Below are 12,784 nucleotides of genomic sequence, written 5' to 3'. Positions count from 1 at the left end.
CGGTTTGCAGACATGGTTAACGCAGGAGTGGGCGGCATTGCTCGCCCACCATGCAAACCCGCCGTACGGCTGGCGAAGCGTGGTTAATTCAACCGGGCTTGAGGAAATCAACCTTCGGGTGTCCCCGACGCCGACGCGAGCCGGTTACGTCTTCCGTATCGAGACTGAGAAAGGGAGGGCCTGCGTGATCGCAAGCTCTCCCTTTTTTTTATTCCAGGATGCCCGGCCCGGCCCGGCGCCGATGGTAGCTCTCAGCTTTTCACCTTGTCGGCAAAGCTCTTGCGCAGCTTCATCAGCTTGGGCGGGATCACGGCCATGCAATAGGGATTTCGCTGGCCTTCGCCTTCCCAGTATTCCTGGTGGTAGTCTTCTGCCGGATACCACTCGCCGCTTTCGATGGTGGTCACTGCCTCGGCATCGTGGCTGTCGTTCCAGCGCGCGATGGCCGCTTCGGCCTGCGCCTTCTGCTCGTCGGACAGCGGGAAGATCGCGCTGCGGTATTGCGTGCCCACGTCATTGCCCTGCCGGTTCAACTGGCTGGGATCGTGCGTGCCCATGAACATGTCGTATATTTCCGGCAGCGTCACGGTGTCGGGGTCGAAGGTGACCTTCACCCCCTCTGCATGGCCGGTGCTGCCGGTGCACACCTGCTTGTAGGTGGGGTTCTCCACCGTGCCGCCGATATAGCCGCTCTCGACGCTTTCGACGCCGATCACGTCCTTGAACACCGCTTCCGTGCACCAGAAGCATCCGCCTGCAACGATTACCGTTTCACTCATCATGGTCTCCTTTGGCGCCTGACATGGTGACCCTAAGTCCGCTTGTCATCCCGCGCTTTGGTCCTAAACTGCGAACCGTTATCGTTTCAGGAGAGAACACCCGTGCGTATTGCCCCCATTTTCGCCGTTGCCGCGCTTGCGCTTTCGTCGCCCGCCCTTGCGGATCACCATGGCGAAGCGCCGTCGCTGGAGGATGTCCTCGCCAGTGACCACCGCAGCCAGGATGCGGGGCGCGACCAGTATCGCCATCCTGCCGAAACCCTCGCCTTCTTCGATGTCGAGCCGACCATGCGGGTGGTTGAATTCAGTCCCGGTGGCGGCTGGTACACCCGCGTGCTGCTGCCGTGGATTGCGCCGCAGGGCACCTACATGGCGATGCAGCCCGATTCGGGCGAACCGGAGGAGGGCACGCCTGCCTGGACGCAGCGCTTCACCACCGCAGCCAGCGGCTGGACCGACCTACCCGCAGAAAACATCGTGGCGTTCGAAACCGACGACATCACCGAGGACATGCACGGCACGGCCGACCGCATCCTCGTCTTCCGTTCGCTCCACGGCCTGCTGAACAACGAGGCTGCCGATACCCAGCTGCGCGCCATGCGCCGCCTGCTGGCCGAGGATGGGATGGTGGGCGTGGTGCAGCACCGCGCGCCGGAAGATACGAGCTATGACGATGCCAGCGGCTCGCGCGGGTACCTGCGCCAGGCCGACGTGATCCGGCTGTTCGCGATCAACGGTTTCGACCTGGTTGCCGCATCCGAGATCAATGCGAACCCGAATGATCCCGCCGAGTGGGAACGCGGCGTGTGGACCTTGCCGCCCACTCTCAGCGGCGGGGATGCGGACCGCGAACGGCTGACGGCCATCGGCGAGAGCGACCGCATGACGCTGCTGTTCCGCAAGGCCGATTGATGCGCGCAGGCTTGCTGATGGCGGGCGTGCTGGCACTGTCTGCCTGCACGCCCGAGCCCGAACCGGTGGAGGCCGCGACTGAAGTGGCTGCACCGGCGGTGAGTGCTGCGGATCTCGAGGCGGTGATGGAAGACAGCGCCGCAGGCTGGAACGAGGGCGACATGGATCGCTTTCTCGCGATCTATTCCGACGCGCCGGAAACCAGTTTCGTCGGTTCCGGCGGATTGATGCGCGGCAAGGCTGCGATGGAGGAGCGCTACCGCGCAGCCTACGACTGGTCGCAGCCCGACCCGGCAGAGCGGGGCGAACTGACGTTCGAGACCGAGGACGTTCGCCCGCTGGGTGACACCCACGCACTCTATATCGGGCGCTATATCCTTACCTATCCGGATGGCGGCGAGCCTGTGACGGGATACACCAGCCTGGTCTTCGCTCGCGAGCCGGAGGGCTGGAAGATCATCGCGGACCACAGCTCGTAAAGCTGGCGTTCATCGGCGCAGGAGCAGGCCTTGTGACATTGTATCATAGGGGTTCAATGTCATGAAAAGTGTGCCCATTTCCGCTCTTGCGGCGTCCGTCCTGTTGTCAGCCTGCGGCGGTACCGTCTACGATCCGCGCGGCGTAGAGAAGTCCGAGACCCTGCTCTCGGTCAGCGCAAGCGGGCAAGCCGACACCCGCCCCGACGAAGCGCAGTTCCAGGCAGGCGTGCAGAACTGGGCGGGCAACGCCGAAGCCGCATCGCGGGCGACGCAGGAAGACATTGCCGAGATCGTGTCCGCCCTGCGCGAGCTGGGCATCGAAAAGGATGACATCCAGACGAGCGCGGTGAACGTGCAGCGTATCGACTGGGGCGACCGGCGCGGCCAGTTTCAGGCCGCGAACACCCTCACCGTGCGCGTGCGCGATATCGACAAGGCAGGCGCTGCGGTGACGGCAGCGACGGGCGTGGGCGCGAACATCGTATCCGGCCCGGACCTGCGCATGTCGGACCCCGAGGCCGCTGCCAACACGGCCTACGCCAATGCTTACGCGGCGGCGCTCTCGCGGGCCGAAGCCTATGCCGAGGCGGCGGGCATGGAAGTCAGCCGCGTGCTTTACATCCGCGACGCGGGCGGACAGCAGGGCAACCGCTGGATCGCAGGAGCGCAGGCAACTGCCATCGATGCTGCCAACGTGGCTCCTCCGCCGCCGGTTGCCCCGCCGCCGATACGCACACAGCCCATGCCGGAGGAGCAGAGCGCGGTCTCCGCCACTATCATGCCGGGCCAGACGACGAGCGCGGTTACGGTGCAGGTGGACTTCGCGCTTGTGGAGAGTTGAGCGGACACCTAATTGCTCACGCATGACCAAGCTGACTGTCGCCGCGCTGCAACTCGAACTCTCGCGTGAGGATGAGGGCGCGAATATCGCCGCCGTTTCCGATCTTGTCGCCGATGCGGCCGGCAAGGGCTCGCAGGTGGTGTTGCCGCCCGAACTGTTCTCCGGCTCCTATTTCTGCCGCGAGGAGAAGGACGAATTCTTCGCGCTCGCGCGCCCCACGGCGGAACACCCCTCCGTAATCGCGATGCAGAAGCTGGCGAAGCAGCTTGGCGTGGCCATTCCCACCAGTTTCTTCGAACGGGACGGACATCACTATTACAACACCCTCGCCATGATCGATGCCGAGGGCGAGATCATGGGGACCTACCGCAAGAGCCATATTCCCGATGGCCCGGGCTACGAGGAAAAGTTCTATTTCCGCCCGGGCAACGACGGGTTCAAGGTGTGGCAGGTTTTCGGCGCCACCATCGGCATCGGGGTCTGCTGGGACCAGTGGTACCCCGAAACCGCGCGGGTATTGGCGCTGAAGGGCGCGCAGGTCCTGTTCTACCCCACCGCCATCGGCAGCGAGCCCAAGGATGCGGACATGGACACCAGCCGCATGTGGCGCCGCGCGATGATCGGCCACGCCGTCTCGAACTGCATGCCGGTGGTCGCAGCCAACCGCATCGGGCACGAAGGCAGCCAGGAAGTGGGCAACACCTTCTATGGTCACAGCTTCATCTGCGACGAATGGGGCGACTACATCGAACAGTTCGGGCGGGAAGAAACCGGCGCGCTGGTGGCGGAACTCGATCTGGACGCGGCGCGCAGGCACCGCGCGAGCTGGGGTTTCTTCCGCGATCGTCGCCCGCAACTCTATGGTCGCATCGCTGAGGATATCTGACCGGCATGGGCAGACGGCGCGGTGAAGTTGCGGGCGTTGCCGAGGCCGACCACTGTTACCTCATCGCGCTGGGCAGTAATCAGCGTCACCAGACGTTCGGTTCCCCGCGCATGGTCGTGGCAACGGCGATGGACCTGCTCGACGGGACCGCGGGGACGGTCACCAGCCGCTCGCGCATCATCGACAGCGCGCCGGTCGGGCCGAGCCAGCGCCGCTTTGCCAACGCCGCTATCCTCCTCGAAACGCGCCTGAACCCGCTCAGCCTGCTGGCCGTGCTGCAGGAAGCCGAGGTCGCGCTCGGGCGGCGCAAGCTGGGCCAGCGCTGGCGTGCCCGCGTGCTCGACCTGGATATCGTCATGTGGAGCGGTGGCAGCGTCACGCAACCAGACCTGACCGTGCCGCACCCGCTGTTCCGCGAACGTGGTTTCGTACTCGGGCCTGCCTCGCAGATCGCCCCCCAATGGCGCGATCCGCGAACCGGCCTGACGCTTCGTCAGCTAGCTGCCCATCTCTAGTCGGCGCCTCTAGTCGGCGATGGTGCGCGTGCCGCTTACCACGATTGCCTGGCCGATTTCGACGACCTGCTCTTCCAGTCCGAACTGCAATGCCACGATCCCGTTACGCCGCATGGCCCGGCCCGCCGGTGCGGTAATTTCGTAAAAGCCCCATTCGTCGTCGATCTGGACCACCTTCTCGCCGAAACCGGGATAGGGCGGCTCGTTCAGCTGGAAACGCACCTGCACGCGGCCCATGCCATCTGCTGCCTCGCTCGATATGGTCCGGGCGAAGAATCCGATGGTCAACTGTTCGCCAGCGTTGACGGGGGCAAGCAGCGGGATGTTCAGTCCGCCGTCGTAAACATTGGCTGACGGCCCGATGGAAACCCGCATGGCCACCCCGCCACCGGGATAGCTTTCGTCCTGGATTACCTCGGTGCCGACACCGTAGTTTTCCCAGGCGATACTGGTCGGATCGTTGAGAAGGCCGCCCCTCAGCACATCGTCGATGGCGGCGAGGTTGTCGGGCAGGCCGGGCGTGTTGCGAGGCTCCACCGTGTCCTGCGCCAGGGCCGATCCTGCAAGTGCAAGCGACGCAGTGGCACCGAGAAAAGCAATAAGTTTCATGGTCATCTCTCTCCAAGTCCCGAGATTTCTTTTTCCGGTTGATAGCGCTACCACGCCTGCCGATCAAGAACCCCTCGCGATCACGCAGACCAAGCGCTTGACCCGAAAGGCCCTCGCCCCTAGTTGACGGCCCGCAGCTCACCGCGCTGCCACACCCATGGGGGCCCTTAGCTCAGTCGGTAGAGCAACTGACTTTTAATCAGTAGGTCGCTGGTTCGAACCCAGCAGGGCTCACCATAATTTTCAATCACTTGCTTTCGGTGATTGCTGCGTCATGCCGATCTCAGCAACCACGCAGCAACCACAACAAGATCGCGCACCTATTTAGGCCGCCAAGGCTCGCACGCGCCTAAAGCAAGCTTTTTAGCAGTGCTAGTGCTTGCGCCCGATTGGTATAGAAAACCAACGAGATAATGGGCCGGTACGTCATGATTGTCGGCGTACTTAAGCTGCCGAGATATTAGGGAAAGCCGCTTTGCGTCTAAAACGACACCGTGCGGATCGATGGCAAGTAGGCCCCAATGAAACTCATTACCCTTGTATAATAGATACGCAGGGATGCGATCTTCTGAGCGGACTATGGACTTGATCACCTTATGCCCGCCTTGCGAACTCTTCGTGTTTCGGATGAGCCGATAAGCCTGGCGTTTGAAAGAACCCCAGCGACTCTCGAAGGGGGTTGGACCCTTTTTAGGTGAGCGCTGAAATTCTTTCACGATTTCATAAGCTCGATCGTCAAAAATTTTGACTGCGCTATCCAGTTTTTTCTTCGTCGGATTCATGATTGGTGCTCCGCGGGTCCGTGTAATCGTATCCAAATGCGATAAACTTTCAAGGTGGATGCATCGGCCAACACAATCGACGGCCTCAACTGTGAGGTTAGAGCAATCCCCTTTTTGCGTGTCTGTTTGCTTCGGTTTTAAAGTATTTCAGACCCCTAAGATGCGGGTATGCAAACGACAGAACACGATTCGGCCATGGACGTCGGCCCTCTATGGCTTACAGAAAAGCAGACTGCCCAACGGCTGCACATGAGCCAAAAATGGCTACAGAAGACGCGCATCGTTGGCGGCGGGCCACGGTTCGCGAAATTTGGGTCAACAGTCCGCTACTCATTGGCCGACATTAAAGCCTACGAGCAGAATTGCCTGCGCCTCAGTACTTCGGATGTTGGCGATGCTCGATGACAGGCACGAGCATATGCATAGGCGCTGACTATTCATTCACATGCAAGTTTGACTGCGTGAGCCAAGGCCCCTGAGCTCTGTCTGGCGCAGATCATGCAGCCTAAAATTCTGAACTAAATTCGAATTAATAGCTGACTCCAAGACACGCGGTTTTGGCGCTGACAACCCTTGTCCTAAGGAAATTCCAATGACAAAAAAATTCAAACTCAGAACTAAGAATTCCAGTCGGAAGCTGAAAGACGGCAAATTAGCGGCTGAGGTTAAATGCTCGCTTGAGGGTCGCCTGATTGCAAGCGCAGAAACTGTGGATGACCCTGCTGCCCTTTCCATCTATGAGGCTGTTCTGGGCCGCAAGGCACCCGTCTCGCTTGCCATATCGAGTGACAAACCCTTCGCTGCGGCATGCTCGAGGGCCATCAGGACTCAGCTCGCCCGCGTATTCAAAGACGGGGGTGACGAATTCGGTGTGCAGGTGACCCGCATCGATGTTTCGCCACTGAAGACAGTGCGGCTCTCAATCGCGGAAGCGAGAAAGGCGGTGGCTCTTTACCGCAACGCTAAGGTCGATGGGGTGGCCGGCCTGCGCCTATGCCCGGTTATGGATTCCTTGAACGGCGATTGCATGGCGTTGGACATGGTCGCGATCGTTGGCGGCGAAAATGCGAGGGCTCGTATCGCCGAAGCAAGTCGGAATGTACGGCGAAACAACCCGGTCATACGATCGGAAATACTGTGGGCGCCTTCCAGGAGCGTCTCGTCGATGCGAAATGCCTTCGATGCTATCTTTCGCGCACCATGGCCGAATTTGCCATCAGGCGACCCACACAACACTTGCGATGATGAGTTTAGCGACGAGCTCGACCTAGACCTTCGCGCGTTCATCACGTTGATGTGCCGTTCTCAGTTGCCGGTGCGGAATATGCTCGTTGGCTTCGGAGCCGGTAAACCAATCGTTGCAGGTGCAATCGGCACGGTAGAGCATGCCCTCAAGGCGCGGTGCAAGGCCGATGCAGGGCGAGTTCACAGGGACGAGATCCCGCATCGCTGGTTCGAAGAGCTGCGCCGACGGCAACTCGATGAAATCTCGGTGCCGGTCATGCTGCTGCACTAATTTTTCGCCCTGAACATTCTGGGCACCGCTCAATTTAAATGCCCCCGGGCCGTGCATTGCGGTCCGGGGCCATTCTTCATCATGGGATAGAATTATGACTGACCACGACGACGAAATGGCAGCTGTCATTGCCACATCACGTATCAAGGCAGATGACAACCTTCGCAAGTTTGCGGATGGCTTCCGCCGGGATACACGACGATGGGTTCTCAGCTCGGAGGAAGCGGACTTTCTGGCACGGATAGCCACCCGCAGAATTTCCGGCCGTGCATTGCTCAGCAACCGTCATGTGCGGAAGGCGGCGCATTATGCGCTGATGGAAGGCCTCGTCGACGCGTCTGAAGATGAACCCGCGCGTCAGTGGCTATGGATTACCATGGCCTGGGACACGGGCCTCACCTTGGAGCGCTCGCCATACATCGACTTTGTGTCCTTGCGCACTATCGCCTATCAGCATCTCCGCCGCAGCGGCATTGAAGGCGTTGGCGTTGTAGAAACTGACACGTGGAAGAACCTCACTGGCGAGCCTGGGAGGCGTATGGCTAGCCATGTACATTTCATTGGATATCCAGCGGACGGGAAGCGGGTAAAGGTCACACAAGTGGCAGCCGACATGCGGGCGCGAGCTGCCCTGCCGAACTTTCTCGATGCGCCCAGTGTGGATATACAAAACGTAAGTGGTTCTCCGACCGACTTCGCACAGATTGGCCAGTACATGCTGAAGCCGCCTGTGCACGCCAAGAACCCAGTAATGCGGCGGAAAGGCGATCGGCATAAGTTCTATGACGCGGAGCACGCACAAGGCTCTACGGCTCGGCTGACAGAGGTGTTTTCCCATTGCGAGCTTGGAGACGTCCTCTTTTCGATTGGCGGCGGCACCGGCAAGGACATCGCCAGCAAGGTGAGAGCTGCCGTTCGCCACGAAATCCGCGTTCGGGCTGGAGCTATGCCTGCGCCAACGCGCGAAGAGGTTCGACGGCACTGGAGCAGCATTCGTGAAAACAATGGCAGCAAAAAATTCTGTGACTGCCGGATCATCACTAGGGCTGAGCAACGGGGCGCAGAGAAGTCGTAACGCAGGGCTGTGGTGAAAATATTCTGTTCATTGCAGTAGGCAGCACACCGGGCATGGCTTCGACGCTATGTTAATGTCACCACTACAGCCTCAACCTACCACTTACACCCACCTACAGGCCCCATCCAACACACAGATCACATGCTTTGACTGATTCACTTTTTCAAACTCCACAGCAGGCATTATCGGAATATTTCCTGACAATGGCTATCACCGCAGAATTCCCTGACAGCAGACGGAGAGCGCGGACGTAACCTGCCGATTATTCTGATTGTAAGTACACCGTAGGGTTTGGTCCTGTCATCGGCAGTCCGTGCACGCGTAGGGGTTCTGCAATCTGACCAGCCGAGGACTATGCTCTGACCAGCAGTCAGCAGGTTGTCACAGCCAAGTCAGATTATGGCACTCTGGAACGAACGCTTCCGGTCCCGTGTTTCCAAGAAGACTCCTTTGCACCAGCGATTGGCTCCAGTTTCATGATCCAACACTTCTTCTGCCGGCTTAGGCTGATGTCCCTCCTCATCGTGTCCTTTTGGGGGCTGACTGCTTGCTCAACCCTTGGCACGTTCAACTCGCTCGTTCCAAAAGACGGTGGGGCAGAGCGAGCAGCGCAGGACATCTCGTTCGGGTCCCTACCTCGGCAAAAGCTGGATCTGTACCGGCCCACGCAAGCTTATGCTGAAGGATCGCAGTCTGAACTCCCAGTCATTGTGTTCATTCACGGGGGATCTTGGCAGGATGGCAACAAAGATGGCTACTCCTTCGTTGGACGCGCGCTGGCGTCTCGTGGATTTGTAGTGGCCATCCCCAACTACCGCTTGGTGCCAGACGTTCGCTATCCGGCCTTTCTTCAGGACAACGCCGCTGCGGTGACGTGGGTAATCGAGAACATTACCCAATATGGCGGAGACCCATCGCGGATCGTGCTCGTCGGTCACTCTGCAGGTGCATACAATGCAGCCATGCTTGCACTTGACGAACGTTGGCTGGGAAGCGGACGACAAAATGTGAGAGGCTTCGTTGGCCTCGCTGGACCTTACGATTTCTTGCCCCTGGATGGCGAAGTCACCCAAGCAGCATTCGGGAATGAGGAGAACCTGGAGACAACCCAGCCGATTTCCTTTGCAACGGCAGACGATCCGCCTGTTTTGCTCTTGCATGGAGCCGATGACACGACGGTTTACCCCCGCAACAGCGAAACCTTGGGCGACAGGCTCGTCCAATCAGGTGCCAACGCACGCAGCGAGATTTATCCTGGCCTCGGTCATGTTGGCATTCTGACTGCTCTAGCGCGTCCATTTCGTGGGGAAGCGCCAGTACTAGATGACACTACAGAGTTTGCGCGCGAGGTCACCAGTCAACCTTGAGCCACTCCTAGGCGTAGACCGAATTCTGCACCTCAGAGGTCAGACCCAGCCGAATTGACTGGCATGTCGACAGCCTGTCACAGCCAAGTCAGAATATCGCACTGCTGCGGTGAAATGGCAGATGCTGGGTCGGCAGTTTTTCGGACTATCATCAACAATAGCGGCCTGTCGGTGAACGACCCAGTTGCTGACATTCAAACACACTGTGGTCGAACTTCACGAAATTGGATAGCGTGTGCGGAATGTTTTTGAATTTATCACTTTTACTTCTCTCGTCCTTTGCTGTCCCAGATGCTGGCCAGACCGCGTGCGATCACGAAACAGAGGAAGTTCTCGCGCTTGATTTTGAAGCTTTCGACCAGACCGAGGGTTCAGGGTGGAGACCGCTTTACCGCGCTGGGTGCTACGCGCAGGCTGCGCGACTTCTTCGCGATTGGCGGGAAAGAAACGAGCCCGCTCCGAATATCATCCTGTTCCATGAAGCCCAGATGTGGGCTTATGCAGGTAATAGCGCATCTGCTCGGGAACTGTTCGCGCAAACCTATAGGGACGATGGTTCAGTTGGTGCAGTGACTTGGAATCTCTACGTCGATGGCAATCTCGCATTCCTGCAACGGGACCGCGCAGGCCTTGAGGCTGCCGCCGCTGCTTTGGCAAGCGTGCCGAAGCCTTCCGGCTGGGACAATGCCGTTGATGCCCACGGTCAACCGATAGCCCTACCATGGCCGCTAAACCTCAATGTTCTCGAGGCTATGCTGCGGTGTTGGGACGCAACATATGAGATCGCCGCTCATTGCCATATTAGCGGCTGGCAGAGGCCTGATCCTGTTGGCTAACTGACTACTTTTGCGGGAGATGCGAGTATGTCCGCTTTCCACCCATAATCGGACATTCGGCAAACCTTCCTTGCCGCCTGGAAGCGGACTGGCAGCAATCCGGGCTTTTCAGACAAAAGCAGCCTGTCGGCTAACGACCCAAGAGCGGACGTGTGTCGCAGGCTCTTAAAGGTCCTCAAGCCACTCGAAATGCAGGCTTCGCGGTCCATCAAGGCAAGCTTCGTTGAGACGGCCCTCAGTCCGACTAACAATGTCTTGGAGGCGCTCCACTGTGATGCTGGACGATGATGCATCCTCCGGTCCGAGGACCGCAATCTGCGTGCCGACCAGCAGCACATAACGTTCGTCGAGGCCTCCGAAATTCTGCCAATAGCTATCGAGACCGACTTGTTTGGCCGCACGCTGGCGCGGATCGGTTCTTAGCTCCAGCGCCGATATCTCGTCTTCCGAAATTTCGTAGCGGATACCAAAATAAACGACGCATGCGCTCGCGCTCATGCCGGCCCCCTTTCGCCAACCTTTGTAGCCGCTGTAAAACCAAGAGCAATGGCAGCAATCCACCCCTAATCAGACGTTCGGTGACAGGGACGACCCGCCCAAAAGCGGACTGGCAGCTTTGCCACGGTTTGCACCAAAAGCCGAATGTCAGCTTACGACCCTATTCTGTTGAAAAACTCCTCTTGCGAAGAGGGCGAGCCGCTGATTCAGTGATCTTCGTAATCAGGAGATTTGCTGATGATGGGCGAGCGGACGGTGATGCAGGAGGCGCTGTTCTACAGCTTCCGCATTGAGGATCATGTGCCGCAGGATCACCTGCTGCGTTCGGTTGACCGGTTCGTCGATCTGACGGGTATCCGAGAGCACCTGAAGCCGTTCTACAGCTCGACCGGGCGGCCTTCGGTTGATCCCGAGCTAATGATCCGGATGCTCCTCATTGGCTATTGCATGGGCATACGCTCGGAGCGCCGCTTGTGCGAGGAGGTGCACCTCAACCTCGCCTATCGCTGGTTCTGCCGGCTAGATCTCGAGGGGTCGGTGCCCGATCACTCCACCTTCTCCAAGAACCGGCACGGCCGGTTCCGCGACAGCGACCTGCTGCGCAAGCTCTTCGAGATGACCGTCGAGCGCTGCATGAGAGAAGGACTGGTGGGAGCAGAGGGCTTCGCGGTCGATGCGAGCCTGATCCGCGCGGATGTCCACCGGCAACGTTCGGTGCCGGGGGAAGAAGGCCTCCCGCCCGAAGTTGCCGGTCGCGCGGTCGCTGAGTATCTCGAGGTCCTCGATGATGCAGCCTTCGGCGCAGCCACGCCTGTCGAACCAAAGCGGGTCAGCCTGACCGATCCCGCTGCGCGCTGGACTGCGGCGACGCGCGATGCGGCTTTCTACTCCTACTCCACCAACTATCTGATCGACCTCGATCACGCGGTGATCGTCGATGTCGAGGCGACGACATCGGTTCGGCAGGCCGAGGTGCTTGCGCAGCGAAGGATGATCGAGCGAACGCAGGAGCGCTTTGGCTTGTGGCCCGAGAAGCTGGTGGCCGACACTGCTTATGGCTCGGCGCCGAACCTTGCCTGGCTGGTCGAGGACAAGGGTATCGAGCCCCATATCCCCGTGTTCGACAAGTCTGCACGCAGCGACGGCACTCTTGCGCGGTCCGACTTTACCTATGACGCCGAGGACGACAGTTACCTCTGCCCTGGCGGAAAGCGGCTGAGACCATCCAACCGCAACTTCAAGGCCCCGCGCCCGCTGGCCAATGCCGATGGCTTCATCCGCTACCGTGCGAGCCAGAAGGACTGTCAGGCATGCAATCTCAAGCAGCTCTGCGCACCCCGCACGGCGACCCGCAAGATCGTGCGCTCGGTCCACGAAGGCGCACGCGACCTGGCACGCGATATCTCCAAAAGTGACGCCTATCTCGTCTCACGTCGCCAGCGAAAGAAGGTCGAGATGCTCTTTGCGCACCTCAAGCGGATCCTGAAGCTGGACCGCTTGCGTCTGCGCGGTCCCAACGGAGCAAAAGACGAGTTCCACCTCGCCGCCGCAGCCCAGAACCTCCGGAAACTGGCCAAGATGCGGCCCATGCCGGGCCTCGCCACCGCCTGAGAGAGGCAGCGGCCTCACTCGCCCTCGATCCGGGGAGCTAAACCAACGCAGCCAACGGCGACTTTTTCAACGGAATAG

Annotated in this window: 14 protein-coding genes and 1 tRNA gene; 11 read left to right on the top strand and 4 right to left on the bottom strand. The window is 59.7% G+C overall.

Annotation, left to right across the window (positions count from 1 at the left end):
* Positions 1–251: 251 nt before the first annotated feature.
* Positions 252–782 (bottom strand): peptide-methionine (S)-S-oxide reductase MsrA, encoded by a 531-nt coding sequence (gene msrA, locus D2V07_RS17585; RefSeq protein WP_407641609.1) that lies wholly within the window; start codon positions 780–782, stop codon positions 252–254.
* 99 nt (positions 783–881) lie between these two features.
* Between msrA and D2V07_RS17580 the strand changes: the two genes are divergently transcribed.
* The 5 genes from D2V07_RS17580 (at position 882) to folK (ending at position 4,412) form a co-directional block, all read left to right on the top strand.
* Complete coding sequence (locus D2V07_RS17580) at positions 882–1,691, top strand: class I SAM-dependent methyltransferase (protein ID WP_233548505.1); 810 nt, start codon at positions 882–884, stop codon at positions 1,689–1,691.
* A complete protein-coding gene (locus D2V07_RS17575) occupies positions 1,691–2,170 on the top strand; it encodes a YybH family protein (protein ID WP_233548504.1) in 480 nt (159 codons plus the stop codon). Before D2V07_RS17580 ends, D2V07_RS17575 begins: the two co-directional genes overlap by 1 nt.
* Positions 2,171–2,231: 61 nt before the next feature.
* Positions 2,232–3,011, top strand: coding sequence for an SIMPL domain-containing protein (locus D2V07_RS17570; RefSeq protein WP_119588203.1), 780 nt, complete (start codon positions 2,232–2,234; stop codon positions 3,009–3,011).
* A 22-nt stretch (positions 3,012–3,033) separates the two neighbouring features.
* Positions 3,034–3,897 carry an N-carbamoylputrescine amidase gene (aguB, locus tag D2V07_RS17565; RefSeq protein ID WP_119588202.1) on the top strand — a complete coding sequence of 288 codons (864 nt, stop codon included), beginning with the start codon at positions 3,034–3,036 and terminating at the stop codon, positions 3,895–3,897.
* A gap of 5 nt (positions 3,898–3,902) precedes the next feature.
* Complete coding sequence (gene folK, locus D2V07_RS17560; protein ID WP_119588201.1) at positions 3,903–4,412, top strand: 2-amino-4-hydroxy-6-hydroxymethyldihydropteridine diphosphokinase; 510 nt, start codon at positions 3,903–3,905, stop codon at positions 4,410–4,412.
* A 9-nt stretch (positions 4,413–4,421) separates the two neighbouring features.
* On the opposite strand, the gene D2V07_RS17555 is transcribed toward folK, so the two are convergent.
* Complete coding sequence (locus tag D2V07_RS17555; RefSeq protein ID WP_147367065.1) at positions 4,422–5,021, bottom strand: hypothetical protein; 600 nt, start codon at positions 5,019–5,021, stop codon at positions 4,422–4,424.
* Positions 5,022–5,182: 161 nt separating this feature from the next.
* Here D2V07_RS17555 and D2V07_RS17550 point away from each other — a divergent pair.
* A tRNA-Lys gene (locus tag D2V07_RS17550) sits at positions 5,183–5,258 on the top strand.
* A gap of 83 nt (positions 5,259–5,341) precedes the next feature.
* Here D2V07_RS17550 and D2V07_RS18465 read toward each other — a convergent pair.
* The gene (locus D2V07_RS18465) at positions 5,342–5,803 is read right to left on the bottom strand and encodes a hypothetical protein (RefSeq protein WP_147367064.1); all 462 of its coding nucleotides are present in this window, start codon (positions 5,801–5,803) and stop codon (positions 5,342–5,344) included.
* A 592-nt stretch (positions 5,804–6,395) separates the two neighbouring features.
* Between D2V07_RS18465 and D2V07_RS17540 the strand changes: the two genes are divergently transcribed.
* From D2V07_RS17540 to D2V07_RS18460, 4 genes are all read left to right on the top strand, one after another.
* The gene (locus D2V07_RS17540; RefSeq protein WP_119588198.1) at positions 6,396–7,319 is read left to right on the top strand and encodes a hypothetical protein; all 924 of its coding nucleotides are present in this window, start codon (positions 6,396–6,398) and stop codon (positions 7,317–7,319) included.
* A 94-nt stretch (positions 7,320–7,413) separates the two neighbouring features.
* On the top strand, positions 7,414–8,394 hold the full coding sequence (locus D2V07_RS17535) for a hypothetical protein (RefSeq protein ID WP_119588197.1): 981 nt from the start codon (positions 7,414–7,416) through the stop codon (positions 8,392–8,394).
* A gap of 509 nt (positions 8,395–8,903) precedes the next feature.
* A complete protein-coding gene (locus tag D2V07_RS17530) occupies positions 8,904–9,761 on the top strand; it encodes an alpha/beta hydrolase (RefSeq protein WP_119588219.1) in 858 nt (285 codons plus the stop codon).
* Between the two features lie 242 nt (positions 9,762–10,003).
* Positions 10,004–10,597: a hypothetical protein gene (locus tag D2V07_RS18460; protein WP_147367063.1), complete on the top strand. Its 594-nt coding sequence runs from the start codon at positions 10,004–10,006 to the stop codon at positions 10,595–10,597.
* Positions 10,598–10,762: 165 nt separating this feature from the next.
* Here the strand turns inward: D2V07_RS18460 and D2V07_RS17520 are convergent, their stop codons facing one another.
* On the bottom strand, positions 10,763–11,095 hold the full coding sequence (locus D2V07_RS17520) for a hypothetical protein (RefSeq protein ID WP_119588195.1): 333 nt from the start codon (positions 11,093–11,095) through the stop codon (positions 10,763–10,765).
* A gap of 237 nt (positions 11,096–11,332) precedes the next feature.
* On the opposite strand from D2V07_RS17520, the gene D2V07_RS17515 reads away from it, so the two are divergent.
* Positions 11,333–12,706: a transposase gene (locus tag D2V07_RS17515; protein WP_119586016.1), complete on the top strand. Its 1,374-nt coding sequence runs from the start codon at positions 11,333–11,335 to the stop codon at positions 12,704–12,706.
* Positions 12,707–12,784: the final 78 nt, after the last annotated feature.

Origin of the sequence: Aurantiacibacter zhengii, assembly GCF_003584125.1 — a bacterium.
Taxonomy (GTDB): Bacteria; Pseudomonadota; Alphaproteobacteria; order Sphingomonadales; family Sphingomonadaceae; genus Alteraurantiacibacter; species Alteraurantiacibacter zhengii.
The sequence above is the reverse complement of the archived record's forward strand: the minus strand, read 5'-3'. Positions and strand labels throughout refer to the sequence as shown.

Bases quoted from the DNA above. Each gene is read 5' to 3' on its own strand.
- msrA (WP_407641609.1), bottom strand. From the start codon at position 782: ATGATGAGTGAAACGGTAATCGTTGCAGGCGGATGCTTCTGGTGCACG.
- D2V07_RS17575 (WP_233548504.1), top strand. From the start codon at position 1,691: ATGCGCGCAGGCTTGCTGATGGCGGGCGTGCTGGCACTGTCTGCCTGC.
- D2V07_RS17570 (WP_119588203.1), top strand. From the start codon at position 2,232: ATGAAAAGTGTGCCCATTTCCGCTCTTGCGGCGTCCGTCCTGTTGTCA.
- aguB (WP_119588202.1), top strand. From the start codon at position 3,034: ATGACCAAGCTGACTGTCGCCGCGCTGCAACTCGAACTCTCGCGTGAG.
- folK (WP_119588201.1), top strand. From the start codon at position 3,903: ATGGGCAGACGGCGCGGTGAAGTTGCGGGCGTTGCCGAGGCCGACCAC.
- D2V07_RS17555 (WP_147367065.1), bottom strand. From the start codon at position 5,021: ATGAAACTTATTGCTTTTCTCGGTGCCACTGCGTCGCTTGCACTTGCA.
- D2V07_RS18465 (WP_147367064.1), bottom strand. From the start codon at position 5,803: ATGAATCCGACGAAGAAAAAACTGGATAGCGCAGTCAAAATTTTTGAC.
- D2V07_RS17540 (WP_119588198.1), top strand. From the start codon at position 6,396: ATGACAAAAAAATTCAAACTCAGAACTAAGAATTCCAGTCGGAAGCTG.
- D2V07_RS17535 (WP_119588197.1), top strand. From the start codon at position 7,414: ATGACTGACCACGACGACGAAATGGCAGCTGTCATTGCCACATCACGT.
- D2V07_RS17530 (WP_119588219.1), top strand. From the start codon at position 8,904: ATGTCCCTCCTCATCGTGTCCTTTTGGGGGCTGACTGCTTGCTCAACC.
- D2V07_RS18460 (WP_147367063.1), top strand. From the start codon at position 10,004: ATGTTTTTGAATTTATCACTTTTACTTCTCTCGTCCTTTGCTGTCCCA.
- D2V07_RS17520 (WP_119588195.1), bottom strand. From the start codon at position 11,095: ATGAGCGCGAGCGCATGCGTCGTTTATTTTGGTATCCGCTACGAAATT.
- D2V07_RS17515 (WP_119586016.1), top strand. From the start codon at position 11,333: ATGATGGGCGAGCGGACGGTGATGCAGGAGGCGCTGTTCTACAGCTTC.